Annotated in this window: 17 protein-coding genes; 14 read left to right on the top strand and 3 right to left on the bottom strand. The window is 38.3% G+C overall.

The features are described 5' to 3' along the window. Positions 1-138: 138 nt before the first annotated feature. From argC to argF, 7 genes are all read left to right on the top strand, one after another. On the top strand, positions 139-1170 hold the full coding sequence (gene argC / locus RUH74_RS12450; RefSeq protein WP_313800636.1) for an N-acetyl-gamma-glutamyl-phosphate reductase: 1032 nt from the start codon (positions 139-141) through the stop codon (positions 1168-1170). Positions 1171-1182: 12 nt separating this feature from the next. Beyond that, complete coding sequence (gene argJ / locus RUH74_RS12455) at positions 1183-2415, top strand: bifunctional ornithine acetyltransferase/N-acetylglutamate synthase (protein WP_313800637.1); 1233 nt, start codon at positions 1183-1185, stop codon at positions 2413-2415. 12 nt (positions 2416-2427) lie between these two features. Continuing rightward, positions 2428-3201, top strand: a complete 774-nt coding sequence (gene argB, locus RUH74_RS12460; protein WP_313800638.1) for an acetylglutamate kinase — start codon at positions 2428-2430, stop codon at positions 3199-3201. Next, entirely contained in the window at positions 3198-4355 is a 1158-nt protein-coding gene (locus RUH74_RS12465; RefSeq protein ID WP_313800639.1) for an acetylornithine transaminase, read from the top strand. Before argB ends, RUH74_RS12465 begins: the two co-directional genes overlap by 4 nt. Positions 4356-4428: 73 nt before the next feature. Next, complete coding sequence (locus RUH74_RS12470; RefSeq protein ID WP_313800640.1) at positions 4429-5514, top strand: carbamoyl phosphate synthase small subunit; 1086 nt, start codon at positions 4429-4431, stop codon at positions 5512-5514. Further along, entirely contained in the window at positions 5507-8623 is a 3117-nt protein-coding gene (locus RUH74_RS12475) for a carbamoyl-phosphate synthase (glutamine-hydrolyzing) large subunit (RefSeq protein ID WP_313800641.1), read from the top strand. Before RUH74_RS12470 ends, RUH74_RS12475 begins: the two co-directional genes overlap by 8 nt. Next, the gene (gene argF, locus RUH74_RS12480) at positions 8620-9576 is read left to right on the top strand and encodes an ornithine carbamoyltransferase (protein ID WP_313800642.1); all 957 of its coding nucleotides are present in this window, start codon (positions 8620-8622) and stop codon (positions 9574-9576) included. The genes RUH74_RS12475 and argF overlap by 4 nt, the downstream gene beginning before the upstream one ends. Before the next feature lie 40 nt (positions 9577-9616). On the opposite strand, the gene RUH74_RS12485 is transcribed toward argF, so the two are convergent. After that, a complete protein-coding gene (locus RUH74_RS12485; protein ID WP_313800643.1) occupies positions 9617-10429 on the bottom strand; it encodes an undecaprenyl-diphosphate phosphatase in 813 nt (270 codons plus the stop codon). A gap of 178 nt (positions 10430-10607) precedes the next feature. On the opposite strand from RUH74_RS12485, the gene RUH74_RS12490 reads away from it, so the two are divergent. Together RUH74_RS12490 and clpB are read left to right on the top strand one after the other, a co-directional pair. Further along, positions 10608-10787: a YjzC family protein gene (locus RUH74_RS12490; protein ID WP_057763843.1), complete on the top strand. Its 180-nt coding sequence runs from the start codon at positions 10608-10610 to the stop codon at positions 10785-10787. A gap of 169 nt (positions 10788-10956) precedes the next feature. Next, on the top strand, positions 10957-13563 hold the full coding sequence (gene clpB / locus RUH74_RS12495; protein WP_313800644.1) for an ATP-dependent chaperone ClpB: 2607 nt from the start codon (positions 10957-10959) through the stop codon (positions 13561-13563). Positions 13564-13603: 40 nt separating this feature from the next. Here the strand turns inward: clpB and RUH74_RS12500 are convergent, their stop codons facing one another. Next, complete coding sequence (locus RUH74_RS12500; protein WP_313800645.1) at positions 13604-13795, bottom strand: DUF2929 family protein; 192 nt, start codon at positions 13793-13795, stop codon at positions 13604-13606. Positions 13796-14010: 215 nt separating this feature from the next. Here RUH74_RS12500 and RUH74_RS12505 point away from each other — a divergent pair, with 215 nt between their 5' ends. The 4 genes from RUH74_RS12505 (at position 14011) to RUH74_RS12520 (ending at position 16684) form a co-directional block, all read left to right on the top strand. Next, on the top strand, positions 14011-14754 hold the full coding sequence (locus RUH74_RS12505) for a lipase family protein (protein WP_313800646.1): 744 nt from the start codon (positions 14011-14013) through the stop codon (positions 14752-14754). An 80-nt stretch (positions 14755-14834) separates the two neighbouring features. Next, the gene (locus RUH74_RS12510) at positions 14835-15335 is read left to right on the top strand and encodes a hypothetical protein (RefSeq protein WP_313800647.1); all 501 of its coding nucleotides are present in this window, start codon (positions 14835-14837) and stop codon (positions 15333-15335) included. Between the two features lie 132 nt (positions 15336-15467). Then, positions 15468-16427 carry a BMP family ABC transporter substrate-binding protein gene (locus RUH74_RS12515; RefSeq protein ID WP_313800648.1) on the top strand — a complete coding sequence of 320 codons (960 nt, stop codon included), beginning with the start codon at positions 15468-15470 and terminating at the stop codon, positions 16425-16427. Positions 16428-16483: 56 nt separating this feature from the next. Further along, the gene (locus RUH74_RS12520; RefSeq protein WP_313800649.1) at positions 16484-16684 is read left to right on the top strand and encodes a ComZ family protein; all 201 of its coding nucleotides are present in this window, start codon (positions 16484-16486) and stop codon (positions 16682-16684) included. Positions 16685-16817: 133 nt separating this feature from the next. On the opposite strand, the gene RUH74_RS12525 is transcribed toward RUH74_RS12520, so the two are convergent. Beyond that, the gene (locus RUH74_RS12525; RefSeq protein WP_313800650.1) at positions 16818-17177 is read right to left on the bottom strand and encodes a hypothetical protein; all 360 of its coding nucleotides are present in this window, start codon (positions 17175-17177) and stop codon (positions 16818-16820) included. A gap of 220 nt (positions 17178-17397) precedes the next feature. Between RUH74_RS12525 and RUH74_RS12530 the strand changes: the two genes are divergently transcribed. Further along, positions 17398-18330, top strand: a complete 933-nt coding sequence (locus RUH74_RS12530) for a beta-ketoacyl-ACP synthase III (protein WP_313800651.1) — start codon at positions 17398-17400, stop codon at positions 18328-18330. Positions 18331-18346: the final 16 nt, after the last annotated feature.

The following is an 18346-nucleotide window of genomic DNA, read 5'->3' on the forward strand; positions in this document are numbered from 1 at the left end:
ACTATTATATTGTAAAGATTAAAAACTTCAAGAAAAAACAGTTGATTTTCCATTCTTAACTTTCTATAATAAGAGAAATATAAAATTTATAAATATTTAATAAAATGAGTAAATATACAAAAGGGTGAAGGGGAAATCATGAAAGTCTCGATCATTGGAACGACCGGATATGGGGGAGTTGAATTACTGCGAATCTTGCACCAGCATCCTACATTTAAGATTCAATCCATCCATTCTACGAAAGCTGAAATACCAATCTGGGAGGAATATCCGCATCTTTATCATTTATTAGATAAAAAGTTGGAGCCGATTGATTCTGAACAAATAGCCAATCAATCAGATATTGTTTTTCTTGCTACTCCATCAGGCATATCTGGGCAATTAGCAAGTAAGTTTGTTAACAAGAACATAAAAGTTATCGATCTATCGGGGGATTTACGATTGCCTGCTAAAGAATATAAAGCTTGGTATAAACATGAGCCAGTACATGAAAGTTTGAAATCACAAGCGGTATATGGATTATCCGAATGGAATAGGAAAACGATAAAAAATTCAAGTTTAATTGCCAATCCAGGCTGTTATCCGACTGCATCACTATTAGGTTTAGGACCCGTTGTAAAAGCAGATTTGATTGATCCAGCAAGCATCGTAATCGACGCGAAGTCAGGTGTCTCGGGTGCAGGAAAATCTCTTTCGAGAAATACAAGCTTGTCTGAAGCGAATGAGAACTTCAGAGTGTATAAAGTAAATGAACATCAGCATACACCAGAAATTGAACAACAGCTCCTTGAATGGAATAGAGACATTCAGCCAATTACCTTCACGACACATCTTTTGCCTATCACACGAGGGATTATGACAACAACCTATGTTCAATTAAAGGAAGAGCAAAAAACTAGCCAATTGCTAGAGCTATATAAAGAAATTTACCATCAGCATCCATTTGTCCGCATTCGGCCGGAAAATACTTTCCCCTCAATTAAAGAAGTAGCAGGTTCTAATTATTGTGATATTGGCCTGCATGCAGACGGCCGGACTGGAAGGCTGACAATTATTGCTGTCATTGATAATTTGATGAAGGGGGCAGCGGGGCAGGCTGTCCAAAATGCGAATATAATGAGTGGATTGGAAGAAATAACGGGGCTTGATTTTGTCCCGATGTATCCATAAGGAGGAAAAATCATGTATACTTTGTCTCACTCTCCAATGATAAAAGAAGTCGCTGGAGGGAGTATTATCACACCAAAGGGGTATCAAACTTCCGGTGTACACGCAGGCCTAAGATATTCAAAGAAGGATGTTGGTGTGATTATAAGTAACGTGCCTGCAAATTGCGCGGCTGTCTATACAATGAGCAAGTTCCAAGCAGCACCGCTTAAGGTCACTCAGGAAAGTATTGCAAAAGAACAAAAGCTTCAAGCTGTAATAGTGAACAGTGCGTGTGCGAATGCATGTACAGGTGAACAAGGCATGCGTGATGCTTTTCAAATGAGACAATGGACAGCAGAGAGGTTTAATCTTCAGCCACAACATGTGGCAGTTGCTTCAACAGGTGTGATTGGAGAGTTTCTGCCAATGGAGAAAATTCAAATGGGCATCCAATTGCTTGAACCTGGTAAAGAAGATGAACATGCAGCGGATTTTCAAACAGCCATTCTAACAACTGACTTAGTCATGAAAAGCTGTTGCTTTTCAACAGAAATTGACGGCAAGACCGTTTCTATGGGCGGGGCGGCCAAGGGCTCTGGGATGATTCATCCAAATATGGCAACAATGCTTGCGTTTATCACGACAGATGCACAAATTGAGAGCAATTATCTTCAAATGGCACTTAAGGAAATAACAAATACAACCTTTAATCAAATTACGGTGGATGGGGACACATCGACGAACGATATGGTGCTTGTAATGGCAAATGGGGAAAGTGGAACCGATTCATTAACTCCTGCGCATGCAGATTGGGATCATTTTGTCCAACTACTTGCAAAAAGCTGTGAAAGCCTGGCTAAGCAAATTGCTAAAGACGGTGAAGGAGCGACGAAATTAATCGAGGTCGAAGTGAATGGAGCAATGAATGAGGATGAAGCAAGAATGGCAGCTAAGCAGATTGTTGGGTCTAATCTTGTAAAAACAGCGATATATGGAGAAGATGCAAACTGGGGGAGAATCATTGGTGCAATTGGGCAAAGTGATGCAAAGGTAAATCCAGATACAGTTGATATATCAATTGGCCCAATAACAATGTTGAAAAATAGTGAACCACAACCATTTTCCGAAGAGGAAGCAGCTATTTATTTGCAAAATGATAAAATTCAAATTTTCGTTGATCTTCATCAGGGGAGTGGAAGCGGAAAAGCCTGGGGTTGTGACTTGTCCTATGACTACGTGAAAATCAATGCAAGCTATCGGACTTAGGGAGGAATAGGCGTGAAAACAGTTTTAATCAAATGCGGTGGTAGTATCATTGATGAATTATCACCTGCATTTTTTAATAGTTTAAAAGAATTGGAGAACGCAGGGTATCATCTTCTCTTTGTACATGGCGGGGGTCCTGATATAAATGAACTTCTTAATCTTTTTCAAATCCCCCATGAGTTTAATAACGGGCTTAGGAAAACGTCAGCCAAAGCGATGGAGATTGTCGAAATGGTCTTGGCAGGAAAAACCAATCGTACCCTTGCAGCAAAGCTTACATCTCACGGTTTTAATGCATTTGGCGTAAATGGAAGCGATGGCGGTTTCTTGCAAGCTGATTTCATTGATCAAGATAGGCTAGGTTTTGTCGGTGATATTATAAATGTAAAAACAGATGTAATTTCCATGCTGCTAAATGAGAAATATACACCAGTCATTACCCCTATTGCGTCAACAGCTAGTGGAGTAAAACTGAATATTAATGCTGATTTTGCAGCAGCAGCGATTGCAAATAAGCTCCATGTTGAGCATTGTATTTTTGTAACGGATGTGCAAGGAATTATCATTAATGGAAAGCTTGTTCCGCAACTAAGTAAGGAAGAAATCGAGTCGTATATTCATACCGGCTTGATAACGGGTGGAATGATTCCAAAAGTTCGTTCAGCTGTTGATGTAATTGAAAAAGGGCTGAAAAGTGTGAGAATTGTGTCTGGAAAAGAGGTATTTTTCAACCAATCACAATGGATTGGCACAGAAATTATTGCAAAAGAGGGGATCTTGCGATGAGTTATTTATTTCCCACTTATACCCGCTGGGAAGTAGAGCCTGATCAGGCGGAAGGAAGCGTAATCATCGATAAGGATGGCAAAAGATATTTGGATTTTACTTCAGGAATTGGTGTTTGCAATTTAGGGCATCGACCAGCAATTGTACAGGAGGCAATTACTAGACAGCTTAACCGTTACTGGCATGTTTCTAATCTTTTCATTCAGGAAGAACAAGAACAGGCTGCCATGCGATTAGCAGATAGTGCAAAGATGGACTGTGTATTTTTTGCTAATAGTGGTGCAGAGGCGAATGAAGCAGCCATCAAGCTTGCTCGAAAAGCAACTGGCAGAAAAAAAATCATTACTTTTGAAAATTCATTTCACGGTCGAACTTTTGCGACCATGTCTGCAACTGGTCAGGACAAAATTAAAACGGGATATGGTCCGATGCTTGAAACGTTTGTTTACCTTCCTTTTAATGATATCGAGGCGTTAAAAAATGAAGTAGATGATAAAACAGCTGCGGTGATGCTTGAGGTCGTTCAAGGGGAAGGTGGCATTCATCTTGCTGAGCATGCCTTTTTAAATGTGGTTAGTCAACTTTGTGAAGAAAAAGGGGCACTTCTTATTATTGATGAAATTCAAACAGGGATTGGCCGGACAGGGAAACCCTTTGCCTTTCAACATTTTCAACTATCACCTGATATTATCACTGCTGCAAAAGGGTTAGGCAGCGGGATGCCGATTGGAGCTGTAATTGGAAAAAAGAAGCTCGCTCACTTTTTTGGACCGGGAAGCCACGGGTCAACTTTTGGGGGCAATCCTTTAGCGATTGCAGCCGCAACAGCTACGATGGAGGTCATTTTTCAAGCAAAATTTTTAGAAGAAGTAGAGAAAAAAAGTGAATACCTATTTGAGCGAATTTGTAAGGAACTGATAGGAATTCCTGACATAATAGATAGTCGACAATTAGGATTGATGATTGGGTTCGAAACATCGATCGATCTGCCTATTTTATTAAAGGAATTAAGAAATCATGGGTTACTGACACTTCCAGCAGGAACAAATGTGCTAAGGCTTTTGCCGCCATTAACGGTAACCAAAGCTGAAATAGATGAAGCGATAGACATTTTACAATCGGTAATAAAAAAACATTCAAAAACAGCCGTATAGGCTGAAATTTTTTCTTGCGAATGTATAAAAATTAATTTTAACAAATAAATATGCATGAATGAGAGGTGGAAAAATGGAAGGATATTTACACTTGAGAAATAAACATTGCTTCGCCGGACAATGGTTGACAGCTGCCCCTAATCAGCAGATTGAAGGGGAAATTGTATTTTTTACTGGAATGACTGGTTACCAAGAGGTATTGACAGATCCTTCATATAAAGACCAGATTATTGTTTTTACGTATCCTCTCATTGGAAACTATGGCATAAATGAGCATGATTTCGAGAGTAGGAAACCGCATGTGGCAGGTGTTGTCGTTTATGAAGCAACGAATCATCCCTCCCACTATCAATCTATGTATTCCCTTAAAGATTATTTGCAAAAATGGAATATTCCGTTATTGGGTCATGTTGATACGAGAGCAATTGTTAAAACAATCAGAAAGGAAGGCACGATGCCAGCAATAATGTCTAGGAACAAATCGAGCATATGGAGTGATTTCGAAGTGTTCAAAGATGAAACGGTTACGAAGGTATCAGCAAGTACAAATGGTTACTATGGAGATGGCGAACCACATATTGTTCTTGTTGATTACGGTTCAAAGAAATCAATCATCCATTCTTTCTTAAAAAGAAACTGTCGAGTGACGACCGTGCCATATCATACGACATTTGAAGATATAGAAAAACTAAAGCCAAATGGAATTGTTCTTTCCAATGGTCCAGGCGATCCTAAAGCGTTAACTAGTATTTTGCCAAATATTAAAAAGCTGCTTGAACATTATCCAACTTTAGGAATATGCCTCGGTCATCAGTTGGCAGTTCTAGCTTTAGGGGGAGACACAAAAAAGCTTTCCTTTGGTCATAGAGGGGCAAATCATCCGGTAGCTGATTTGAAATATGGCAAGGTGTTTATGTCCTCTCAGAATCACAGCTATGTTGTCGATGAAGAAAGTCTTTTAAAAACCGGATTAGAAATACGTTTTATTAATCTTCATGATCAATCGGTTGAAGGACTTATTCATAAAATGTTGCCGATTCAAACTGTGCAATTTCATCCGGAAGCACACCCAGGACCTGCAGATGGTCAATATATTTTTGATGAATTCATGAATATGATAAAAGCGAAAGATGATAGGAGCGTTATTGCATATGCCTAAAGATACAAGCATTCAGTCAATCCTTGTCATTGGATCAGGCCCCATCGTGATAGGGCAAGCGGCAGAATTTGATTATGCCGGGACGCAGGGATGCGCAGCGCTGAAAGAAGAAGGCTATAAAGTCATTCTTGTTAATAATAATCCAGCAACAATTATGTCAGATAAGGCTTTTGCTGATCGCATTTACTTTGAGCCATTAACTGTTGATAGTTTAGAGAAAATCATCGAAAAGGAACGTCCGGATGGAATCCTTGTCACTTTAGGCGGGCAAACAGGGCTAAATTTAGCTTTTCAGCTAAGCGAATCAGGAATCTTGGATCATTTTGAAGTGAAGCTTTTAGGAAGCAGCATAGAATCGATAAAAAAAGGCGAAGACAGGGATGCTTTCAGAAAGCTTATGAGAGAACTAGATGAACCAGTTCCTGAAAGTACGATTGTTCATGAACTAGCGGAAGCCATTCAATTTGCAGAGACAATTGGATTTCCAATTATTGTTCGTCCTGCCTATACGCTTGGGGGAACAGGTGGCGGCATTGCCCATAGTCTCCCTGAGTTAAAATCACTAGTAAAAGGTGGTTTGAATGAAAGTGCAATCAACCAATGCTTGATTGAAAAAAGTATTGCAGGATATAAGGAAATAGAGTATGAGGTTATGCGAGATTCGATGAATACGTGTATTGCGATTTGCAATATGGAAAATATCGATCCGGTTGGCATTCATACGGGTGATTCAATGGTTGTTGCTCCTTCACAAACGCTAACAGATGAGGAATATCAGATGCTTCGAACAGCATCATTAAAAATTGTTTCTGCTCTTGGCATCATTGGCGGATGTAATATTCAATTTGCCTTAGATCCGCATAGTAAAAATTATTATTTAATCGAAGTGAATCCAAGGGTAAGCCGTTCTTCCGCCCTTGCCTCTAAAGCTACTGGCTATCCAATTGCTAGAATGGCTGCAAAGCTGGCAGTAGGTTATACATTATCAGAAATGATAAATCCAGTAACAGGAGATACCTTTGCAAGTTTTGAGCCTGCTCTCGACTATGTCATTGTGAAGCTTCCCAAATGGGCATTTGATAAATTCCCGGCGGCTGACCGAAAACTAGGAACACAAATGAAGGCAACGGGAGAGGTGATGGGAATTGATCGGAACCTTGAACGTGCCCTTTTAAAAGCAGTCCACTCCTTGGAAGGGAAAGGATTTGATTTAAAGGATCCATCCTTTGAAGTAGCAGAGACTGCACAATTAGAAAAAACACTAAAAGAGCAAACAGATGAAAGGTTTTTTATTGTAATGGAGCTTCTTCGCCGGGGGATATCCGTGGAAACCTTGCATGACATAACAAAAATTGATTATTATTTCTTACACTCCTTTTTAGAACTAGTGAAATTAGAGAAACAGATAACGGCTCTTTCATTCGATACTGCAACAAAAGAACAAATTCATTATTTTAAGGAAAAGGGATTTAGCGATCAATTTTTAGCGAAAGAATGGGATGTCACGGAAAATGAAATTCGTAATAAACGCAAAATGCTTGGTATCCTGCCAGTATATAAAATGGTAGATACTTGTGCAGCGGAATTCGAAGCGCAATCCAATTACTTTTATTCCAGCTATTTTGGCGAAAATGAACGAGTGAAAAGTAATAAAAGGAAAGTATTAATCATTGGCAGCGGACCAATTCGCATCGGGCAAGGAATCGAGTTTGATTATTGCTCTGTCCAGGGCGTGCTTGCTATAAAGGAAGAAAATATAGAAACGATTATGATTAATAACAATCCTGAAACAGTGAGCACAGATTTTACGATTGCCGATCGCCTCTATTTTGAACCGCTTTTTCTTGAGGATATCCTAAATGTAATTGAGGCGGAAGGAATAAAGGAAGTGATCGTTCAATTAGGCGGTCAGACAGCACTTAATCTTGCAGAGAAACTAGAAGAATACGGATTGATATTACTTGGCACAGATTCGAGAACAATTGATCGACTAGAAGATCGGAAGCTATTTTATCAGCTATTGGACAATTTGGATATTCCCCATATTGATGGAGAGGTTGTTTATACGAAAAATGAGCTGTATTCAGCTATTCAAAAACTGGGTTATCCGATTTTAATCCGTCCTTCGTTTGTCATTGGGGGGAAAGGGATGGAGATCATCAGATGCCAGAAGGAGTTTAAAGCCTATTTGCAGAAAAAAAATATTCCCTACCCAATCCTTGTAGATAAATTCTATCAAGGGATTGAGGCAGAATTTGATTTAGCAGCCGATGGCAATCATATTTGCGTACCCGCTATCATGGAACATATTGAAAAAACAGGCATTCATTCAGGGGATAGTATGTCCATTCTTCCTCCAAAAAATCTCTCAAATGATGCTCAGAAAAAAATGATTGCTTATGGAAAGGCAATTGTTCAAAAACTCCAATACAAAGGTCTAATGAATATCCAATTTATTATTAATGGGGATGAAGTCTTCGTTCTGGAGGTGAATCCTCGTGCAAGCAGAACCATTCCGATTGTAAGTAAAGTGACAGGTATTCCACTTGTGCAAATAGCGACAAAAGTATTGCTCGGGAAATATCAATTGTCGAATGATGAAATCACTGTTTATCAGAAACATCCATTTATATGTGTGAAATATCCCGTTTTTTCAAACTATGCATTAAAAGGTCTTGATGCAAAAGTAGGACCAGAAATGAAATCGACTGGAGAAGGAATTGCCATAGCTTCAACGTATGAAGAAGCGGTTAAGAAGGCATTTTTAAATGGCTGGTTGAAAAAAGAGGATAGAATGCAAATTGTCATTTCTGACCAAACAATCAATAGGAAACTGGATGATCTTGCTAATGCAGCAGGAGTAGAGCTTGTTATAACAAAGGAATTAACAAAAAAAGCCGTTGCTCTGTACAGCACAAACGATTCAATAGAGGACAAAAAACTGAGAGAGGAGGCTGTGAAAAATAGGGTTTTTACTTTTACAGAAAAAGAAACGCTTGAAGCATTTTTAGAAGGATGGATGGTTGAAGATTGGAGTGTCCAATCGATTGAGGATTGGCTCGGGGAAGGGACGGAAAATTCAAAATTGAAGGAAGTGCATATACAATGATCTCGATGCAAGCAGCCGAAAAGCTACTTAACATAAAGGGGAAACACTGCTTAACATTAGCTGATTTCTCATCAGATGAAATTAAAGGGATAGTAACAAAAGCGCAAAAAATGAAAAATGCATCTTATATAGGTGAAGACCCCAAACCGTTACAGGGAAAAATATTAGGAATGATTTTTGAAAAGTCATCCACACGTACAAGAGTTTCTTTTGAGGCAGGGATGCTGCAGCTTGGTGGTCATGCGTTATATTTGAACAGCAATGACCTACAGCTTGGGAGAGGAGAAACAATTGCTGATACGGCGAAGGTACTCTCTCAGTATGTAGATGCAATCATGATTCGTACCTTTTCCCATCAAACGATTGAAGAGCTTAGCTTTCATGTAACCATCCCTGTCATTAATGGTTTGACCGATCTCTATCATCCCTGTCAGGCGTTAGCAGATTTATTAACAATCCAAGAGAAAAAGGGATCACTTACAGGGCAGAAGCTATGCTATATAGGGGATGGCAATAATGTCGCACATTCACTCATGATTGCCTCTGCAAAGGTAGGAATGGATATAACAATAGCCAGTCCAGCAGGATACGAGCCAAATGCAGCTATTACTAAAATGGCAATGGAATTTGCTGAGACAAGTGGAGCAAAAATAGAGATAACGAATGAACCTTATAAAGCCGTAAGAGGAGCGGATGCTATTTACACAGATGTATGGACGAGTATGGGGCAGGAGGAAGAAAATGAACAGAGGAAAACAGTGTTTTCAAACTTTCAAGTGAATGAGGAACTAGTTCAGCATGGTAAGGAAGATTTCGTTTTTCTTCACTGTTTACCTGCCCATCGAGGTGAAGAAGTATCGGCAGCAATAATAGACGGTCCTCACTCAGCAGTTTTTCAGCAAGCAGGAAATCGTCTTCATGTTCAAAAAGCTTTGCTTTCGGAGATTCTATAAAGAAAAGGCCTTCTCTGAAGAGAGGGCCTTAAAGGTTTTATTAAGACAAAAAGAAGACTAACGGACCTACAATAAAGCAATAAATTGCGAAATACTTTAAATTTCCTTTTGCCATAATATTCATAAACCACTTTAATGAAAAATAAGAGGCAATTAATGAAGCGAAAAATGCAATTGTGTACGGCAATGCAAGGGTTGCTAAATTTTCATCACGAAGGATGTCGCTAAAACCTAATATCATGCCGCCGACACTTACTGGAATATATAAAAGAAATGAAAACCTCAAGGCAGTTTCTTGTTTCATTCCAAGAGCCATAGCAGCAACAATCGTTGCACCCGAACGGCTGATTCCTGGTATTAAAGCAACGGCCTGAGAAAAACCAACGATGATGGCATCTCTATATGAAAGGTCAGCATCATTCTTTCTCCCTCTTAAATTACGGATAAGCCATAAAGCAAGACCAGTAACAAGAAGTGTAATACCTACAGTTTTTATACTGGCTAAATGTTCATCAATGAAATCTTCAAATAATACGCCAATCACACCTGCAGGGATCGTACCAATGATTAGGTAAATGATGAAACGGAAATCACTTTCTACACTTTTCTCCTTAGTTGCCACAAAACGAAGTCCATTTCGAATCAGCTTCAAAATATCTTCTCGATAAATAAGCAACACAGCAAATAAAGAAGCCGTATTGACTAATAAGGCAAAGCTCATTCCTTCTATTTTTAACCCAAAAAAGTATTCAGCAATTTCTAAATGGCCGCTTGATGAAATGGGAATTGGTTCAGTTATGCCTTGAAATAGACCAAGAAATAAATATTTCAGCAGTTCGAAAAAATCTTCCACTTTTATGTATCCTCCAATAAAAAAAGTCTTATACCATCCTCATTTAACTATAAAGAGATAGCAACTGTAAAGGAAAATACTAAAATTTACTAATTGAAAGTGAAAAAATATTTGCTTATGAGAAGATCATCATTGGAAATAATATAACAGATTCTAGAAATCAAAGGAGGTATTTGTCATGGGACAAAATCGCCAATTCAAAGCGGGACAGAAAGCACCCAATAATGGGGTATATATTGAGGTTGGAGAGACTGGAAGCAATGTTAATAATCCGCAAATGCTAAAATTAAGAGCAGGAGATAGATTCCCAGAAAACTCCAATCACAACCGTGTGTGGACTTATCAAAGAAAGCCGTAATCAAGAAAAGCGGAAGCGCCTTGTTTAGCGCCGTAGGGTCTGAAAAAAGATTAACTGTGCTAAAGAATTCACAAGAAAATAGGTTTTTAATAGAGCCATCCCTTGTGGATGGCTTTATATATGGATTATAATAAAAACAAAGGTCAAAAAAGGTCAAAAGGAGGACATCATGGATTTAAATCGTATGACAGAGCGGATGCAAGAAGGAATCATGTCAGCACAGGCAATGGCTATTCGTGAACAGCATCAAGAAGTAGATGAGGTTCATCTGTTTTTGGCTCTTCTCAAACAAGAAAATAGTCTAATGGTTTCATTCCTTAAAAGGGCAGAGGTCTCCGTTGAAAAAATAATCAAGGAGCTCGAATATCTTCTAAGTAAAAAACCGCAAGTTTCAGGCAGCGGTATTGAGCACGGCAAGGTATACATTACTACTAATCTGCAGCGTCTGTTAGCTAATGCAGAGTCCGAAATGAAAAAATTAGAAGATGATTTTATTTCGGTAGAGCACCTGCTTTTAGCATCTGCCTCTCCAGGGCAATCGGAGTTTGGAACGGTATTAAAAAATGCCGGTACTGACAGAAACAAACTTGAACATTCGATAAATGAAATAAGGGGGAATCAAAAAGTGACATCCCAAAATCCAGAAGCAACTTATGATGCTTTAAAGAAATATGGTAGAGACCTTGTAGCAGAAGTAAAGGCAGGAAAACTAGATCCGGTCATTGGAAGAGATAGTGAAATAAGAAATGTCATTCGAATTTTATCAAGAAAAACGAAAAACAATCCTGTTCTAATTGGGGAGCCTGGAGTAGGGAAAACAGCAATCGTTGAAGGCTTGGCTCAAAGAATCGTACGTAAGGATGTACCTGAAGGCTTAAAAAATAAAACAATCTTTTCACTTGATATGAGTGCCTTAATTGCTGGTGCGAAATTCAGGGGAGAATTTGAAGAACGACTAAAGGCAGTTTTGAACGAAATTAAGAAAAGTGAAGGCAGTATTCTGCTATTTATCGATGAAATCCATACGATCGTCGGTGCAGGAAAAACAGAAGGGGCTATGGATGCAGGCAATATGTTGAAGCCGATGCTAGCAAGAGGGGAGCTGCACTGTATTGGAGCGACAACCCTTGATGAGCATCGGAAATATATTGAAAAGGATCCAGCACTCGAACGGCGCTTTCAGCAGGTGCTTGTCCAAGAACCGAATGTGGAGGATTCGATTTCAATTTTAAGAGGGTTGAAGGAACGCTATGAGGTGCACCACGGGGTCAATATTCATGATCGTGCACTTGTAGCTGCCGTCACCTTATCAGACAGGTATATTTCAGATCGATTCCTTCCAGATAAGGCCATTGATCTAGTGGATGAGGCATGTGCAATGATCCGTACGGAAATTGATTCTATGCCTTCTGAATTAGATGAGGTGACTCGACGTGTCATGCAGCTTGAAATTGAAGAAGCTGCATTAAGAAAAGAACAGGATGAGGCAAGTAAAGTAAGGCTAGTATCCTTACAAAAGGAATTAGCCGAAATGAAGGACAGAGCACATTCTATGAAAGCCAAATGGGAGCTGGAGAAAGAAGGACTACAACGGGTTCAGCAGAAAAGAGAAATGCTCGAAAAATTACGGCATGAACTTCAGGATGCTGAAAATAATTATGATCTAAACAAGGCTGCAGAGCTTCGCCACGGAAAAATCCCAGAGCTGGAAAAAGAATTGAAAAAGCTAGAGATAGAAGTTAATAACAGTGAAGGGGAAAGATTATTAAGAGAAGAGGTAACAGAAGAGGAAATTGCCGGTATTGTTGCAAGGTGGACAGGGATTCCAGTTGCTAAGCTTGTTGAAGGGGAACGGGAAAAACTGCTTCGGCTTGAAAACATTTTACGGGACAGGGTCGTCGGACAGGATGAAGCTGTCTCCCTTGTTTCTGATGCTGTACTCCGTGCTAGAGCAGGAATTAAGGATCCGAATCGTCCAATCGGTTCATTTATTTTCCTTGGACCTACAGGTGTTGGGAAAACAGAGCTAGCAAAGGCGCTCGCACAATCATTGTTTGATAGTGAAGAACAAATGATACGAATCGATATGTCTGAGTATATGGAAAAGCATGCCGTTTCAAGATTAATTGGTGCGCCTCCAGGGTATGTAGGATATGAAGAGGGTGGACAGCTGACAGAAACGGTAAGAAGAAAGCCATACTCTGTCATTTTGCTTGATGAAATAGAAAAAGCGCACCCAGAAGTCTTTAATATCCTTCTGCAAATGCTTGATGACGGAAGAATTACAGATTCTCAAGGCAGGACTGTAGATTTTAAAAATACAGTAATCATTATGACTTCGAATATTGGTTCACAGTTTTTACTTGAACGCGTTGATGGGAAAATGGATTCCCTTATTAATGAAGAAACTCGGAATAAAGTAATGAGCACCCTTAGAGGACATTTCCGTCCAGAGTTTTTAAATCGGGTGGATGAAATTACATTATTTAAACCATTGGCACTGACAGAAATTAAAGCAATCGTTTCCAAACTAATTAAAGAGCTTCAGGAAAGATTATCAGATCAGCATATTCAGCTTAGTATAAACGAAGAGGCGAAAGAATATATTGCAGAAAACGGTTTTGATCCTGTTTATGGTGCAAGGCCATTAAAACGTTTTATACAGCGAAATGTGGAAACCTTATTAGCTAAAAAAATTATTGCAGGTGAAATCTTAGATCATAGTCAAGTTACAATTTTAATTGAGAATGATGAAATTTCATTGAAGCTTGGGTAAATAAAAAAGTCATCCTGACTATTGGCAGGATGACTAATTTTTAATGAATCGCTTCCTTTTCATTTGGCCCCTCAGGAATAATAGAAGCAACGATGAAAATTAAAATTGTCGCAGCTACTGCAAGAATGGAGCCTGTTTTCAAGTCGAAAGCAGTACCGATCATGGAACTAACAACATAGTTGATCATTTGCACAAGAAGAAATGTCCAGAAAAAAGTCCAAAAGAATCTCAATGTATTCACCTCTTACATTTTAAAATCCCTTTTCATATTACCATAAGCTGATTAATTAATAAATGTTAATATGCCGATTACTTCGAAACAATGGCAAAATTAAGGAACAATTTTCATTTAAATATATTTGACTATAAAACATGGGCAAACCCCCTATCATTTTTTGTGAGGGGTCATACATTATTAGGAACGATCGAAGTAAAGGAGATATTAAAATGGAAAGCCGAAACTTTCAACTGGATACCGAATGGAATATGATTCATTATCCCGAAAAGCCTAGTGGTTTCGGTATCCTTGTTATTGGAGATGAAAGAAACTTTGTTGACGCGGAAAGCAGTTTTTGGACACAGAATGAAGGGAAGTCAGCATTATTAAAGAAATTAAAAGATGAAGGATACACCATTTTTTATTCAAATCTTTACGGAAAGAACTGGGGAAATGATAAAGCAGTGAATCTTGCAAGAAGATTATATGAGCATATAATCCGTACAGAGATTATCAATGGGAAAATTCATATACTAGCTGAAGGGATGGGTGCATTAATCGCTCTTAGACTAATGAATGAAATGGGTCCCAGACAAATCCGAACATGCGTATTAATTAATCCAATTGTTTCTCTTCACCATCATTTAGAGCTAGAAAAAGAACATAAATTTTTTTATAAGAAATTATTAAAGGAACTCTCCGATTCATTTGATGCTGAAATGATGCAAGTAGAAGCAAAAATTATGCAGACAAACACAAATGCTTTATTAGAAAACGATCCAATCCCTTTAAAGGTGATTCAAATATTATCTGATCGTCGTGCCTATAAACAAGCAAACCTGTTAAAAAGTCTTACTATTAACTGGAGAGAAAAGGAACTGCCGTTTTCCATCTGCTATATCCTACCCGAAAAAAGACGAGCAATTGACGGTCAAATCGTTAATTTCTTTAAAAAGAATGAAAGATTATTATAATCCTTGCCTATTTTAGATAAATGGAAATAATTAATAGTTTATTAGCATAGGATACAATAAGAGAACGGGGAGGCTTGGGAATGGACAGGGCGGTAATAATAGGGATATACGAAAGTTTAGGATTTCACTTTTGTACCTCCTTATTAGAGGAGGGATATGAGGTAACAGGGATTCATTATAGCGATATGGACGAGGAACTTGTTGAGCAAAAGCGAATGGAAATAGGCAGAAATGCTAATTTTCAAGAAGTACTTCAGAAGGAATGGCTGCCTTCCGCTGAGATTCAAGAGCAAACATTAATTATCATTGATTTCGACTTTTTCTACCTGCGTCATTCTAGCCAAGCTATAGAAATAAGTAAATACCTTCAGCAGTTTTATGTTCAAAATGAAAAAAAAATAAGGGATACACAGTCAAAGGTAGTTTGCCTTCTCCCTATAGAAGATAATGAATCACCCAATGATCTATTCAGCCGAATGATTCAAAATGTGGAGGCTAATGATGATGATTATCTTTATTTTTCTAGAGAACTGAATATAGAAGAAGAGTCTATAAAAGACCTATTAGAATGCGGATTCTAGCTGAGTAATGGAAAAAACACTTTTCAATTCTTATCGGTTAAGGGTAGAATAAAAATAGTCGGGTATTTTTCAGGATAGAGAGAAAGAGGGAAATATGGATGTGGCTATTACAGAGGGGCGGAGTAATGGAAGATGCATAAAATGATAATGCGCTTTGGAATGATCTTTTTATGCCTTCTTTTATTAGCCTCTTGTGGACAAGCAATGACTACGGGAAATCTTAAGAAAGCTGGCTTGTTAGTCCCTGATACGATTAATGACCAAGTTTGGGGAACAAAAGGCTATAAAGGAATGCTAAAGATTCAATCCCATCATAATATAGAAGTTTACTATAAAGAAGGCATGAACTCCCAAATGGTTGTGGAACGTGCAGTTAAAGAGTTTGACCAAAAAGGGGTCAATATAATATTTGGTCATGGGAATGAGTATTCGGAGTACTTTAACAACATTTCGGACAAATATCCGCATATCCATTTTGTGAGTTTTAATGGTGATGCTAAAAATTCTAACACAACAAGCTTAAATTTCGAAGCTTATGCGATGGGATTTTTCGGAGGAATGATTGCCGGGCATATGACAAAAACGGATACAATTGGAATAATTGCGGCCTATGAGTGGCAACCTGAAATTGAAGGCTTCTATGAAGGAGCAAATTATGAAAATGATAATGTTAAAGTAATTATTGAATATGTTGGCAACTGGGATGATGGCACGCAAGCTTTTCAAAGCTTAGATAGAATTTTTGCCAAGAATGCAGATGTTGTATACCCTGCAGGAGATGGATATAATGTCCCGGTCATTGAAAAGGTGAAAGAAAAAGGACATTACGCAATTGGATATATTTCAGATCAGTCCGACCTTGGCGAATCAGCCGTATTAACTAGTACGGTTCAGCATGTTGATGTACTATATGAATTAGTTGCCGAGAGGTTCAATGAAGGGAAGCTGAAATCAGGAAACCTTTCTTTTGACTTTAAAGATGACGTGATCACATTAGGTAAATTCAGCCCAAATGTAGACAAAGATTATATTAATTTAATTAACAAAGCAATTGAAAAGTATAAAAAAACAGGAAAACTGCCTAATGAATAATCTTAGGGACACAGGGACAGGATCCTCGTCCCAAACAACTATTGGAGGAACAGTCAATGCAATCGACAGATAAAACATTAGAATTTATGCAAATAGCAATGAAATACATACCAGAAGCAAAGCAGCAATTAGATGAAGCAGGGATCGAACTTTCATTAGAAATGATTCAGCCATTTATGAGCTTATTTACAAAGGTTATGAATGAAGCATATGAAATGGGAAAAGCAGACGCGTATAAAGAAAAAGAAATGGAATAAATAAGAAACCGGCTCTAAAAAAGAAGCCGGTTTTTTTATTAGATAAGAAGGAATAATTTTTACATTAGAAAATGGTCTAGCGCAAGTGACCTCCTTAGTTTATACGGCGATGGCCAGGCTGTTTGCTTAAAGCTTATGACTTTTTTAGAAGTTTAGTAATTATTGGAGTGGCCTTTTTGTATAAGGGTTTTAATTGATCGGCAGAATCGATAAGAATCTCAATATTATTAATAAGTTCCCCTAAGTTAATTCTATTCAGAATAGCTAGAGCACTACTATCATGATTCTTTTCCTGTATTTCATTCTCTCTAACTCCAAAAAGCCAATCTCTTTCACTTTTTCTTTTTCCATCATGATCGAATTCTCGAGACTCATCCTCCTCAACAACATTATTTATATCATCCTGTTTTTCTTTGTATCTGCTATTTCCGAACATAAAGCTTGTAAGCGGATCTGTTTTTGGATCCAAATGCTTCATGTTATCATCACTCATATCCCCTCTACCTCCATTATATTTGTGTATATTAGTGTATGCTTAGTTAATGCAAGCGTATAGTTAGATGTCTCTAGTACTTTTAGGAGAACTAAATTAAATCTTGATTAATGACGTATAAATTTGATAAAATTAGTACCAAGTCATAATAATTGATAATAAAATATATGGAACAAAATGATGAATAAAAGTGAACGGTTTAAAAAGGAGTGTGGGATGGATGAATGCAGGAATTATTGGAATTGGAAGGTGTCTTCCAGAAAAAATACTGACAAATGCAGACCTTGAAAAAATGGTAGATACATCGGATGAATGGATTAGAACGAGAACTGGCATTGAGGAAAGAAGAATTGCGGATGATGACACAGATACATCTGATCTTGCTTATGAGGCTGCAAAAAATGCGATTGCTCATGCAAATATCCCTGCAGAAGAAATTGGAATGATTATCGTAGCAACAGTTACTCCTGACCGGCCTTTTCCATCTGTTGCAACGATGCTTCAGGAAAGACTAGGAGCGGTAAATGCAGCAGCAATGGATGTAAGTGCTGCATGTGCCGGCTTTATGTATGGTATGATAACAGCAAAACAATTTATTGAAAGTGGATCATATAAGTATATTTTAGTAGTAGGTGTTGAAAAACTTTCAAAAATTACCGATTGGGAAGACAGGAATACAGCAGTCTTATTTGGTGATGGTGCCGGGGCAGTTGTTCTTGGTTCCGTTTCAGAAGGAAGAGGGATTTTGTCATTTGATCTAGGAGCAGATGGGTCTGGCGGCAAGCATTTATATCAAGAGGATTATATTGTTATGAATGGGCGTGAGGTTTTCAAGTTTGCTGTAAGGCAAATGGGAGAAAGCAGTGTGAAAGTATTGGAGAAAGCTGGTCTTTCCAAAACAGACGTTGATTTGCTTATCCCTCATCAAGCAAATATTCGTATTATGGAGGCATCCAGACAACGGCTTGAATTGCCTGAAGAGAAGATGTCAAAGACTGTTCATAAATATGGAAATACTTCATCCGCTTCGATCCCGATTGCTTTAGCAGAAGAATTGGAAGCAGGAAGAGTGAAAGATGATGATTTAATTGTTATGGTTGGCTTTGGTGGAGGTTTAACTTGGGGAGCCATTGCACTTCGCTGGGGACGATAAAATTTTATAGCTTTTC

The organism is Cytobacillus sp. (assembly GCF_032154635.1).
In the GTDB taxonomy this organism is placed as follows: domain Bacteria; phylum Bacillota; class Bacilli; order Bacillales; family Cytobacillaceae; genus Cytobacillus.

Coding starts and splice junctions, on each gene's coding strand:
- argC (WP_313800636.1), top strand. CDS start 139: ATGAAAGTCTCGATCATTGGAACGACCGGATATGGGGGAGTTGAATTA.
- argJ (WP_313800637.1), top strand. CDS start 1,183: ATGTATACTTTGTCTCACTCTCCAATGATAAAAGAAGTCGCTGGAGGG.
- RUH74_RS12465 (WP_313800639.1), top strand. CDS start 3,198: ATGAGTTATTTATTTCCCACTTATACCCGCTGGGAAGTAGAGCCTGAT.
- RUH74_RS12470 (WP_313800640.1), top strand. CDS start 4,429: ATGGAAGGATATTTACACTTGAGAAATAAACATTGCTTCGCCGGACAA.
- RUH74_RS12475 (WP_313800641.1), top strand. CDS start 5,507: ATGCCTAAAGATACAAGCATTCAGTCAATCCTTGTCATTGGATCAGGC.
- argF (WP_313800642.1), top strand. CDS start 8,620: ATGATCTCGATGCAAGCAGCCGAAAAGCTACTTAACATAAAGGGGAAA.
- RUH74_RS12490 (WP_057763843.1), top strand. CDS start 10,608: ATGGGACAAAATCGCCAATTCAAAGCGGGACAGAAAGCACCCAATAAT.
- clpB (WP_313800644.1), top strand. CDS start 10,957: ATGGATTTAAATCGTATGACAGAGCGGATGCAAGAAGGAATCATGTCA.
- RUH74_RS12505 (WP_313800646.1), top strand. CDS start 14,011: ATGGAAAGCCGAAACTTTCAACTGGATACCGAATGGAATATGATTCAT.
- RUH74_RS12510 (WP_313800647.1), top strand. CDS start 14,835: ATGGACAGGGCGGTAATAATAGGGATATACGAAAGTTTAGGATTTCAC.
- RUH74_RS12515 (WP_313800648.1), top strand. CDS start 15,468: ATGCATAAAATGATAATGCGCTTTGGAATGATCTTTTTATGCCTTCTT.
- RUH74_RS12520 (WP_313800649.1), top strand. CDS start 16,484: ATGCAATCGACAGATAAAACATTAGAATTTATGCAAATAGCAATGAAA.
- RUH74_RS12525 (WP_313800650.1), bottom strand. CDS start 17,177: ATGAGTGATGATAACATGAAGCATTTGGATCCAAAAACAGATCCGCTT.
- RUH74_RS12530 (WP_313800651.1), top strand. CDS start 17,398: ATGAATGCAGGAATTATTGGAATTGGAAGGTGTCTTCCAGAAAAAATA.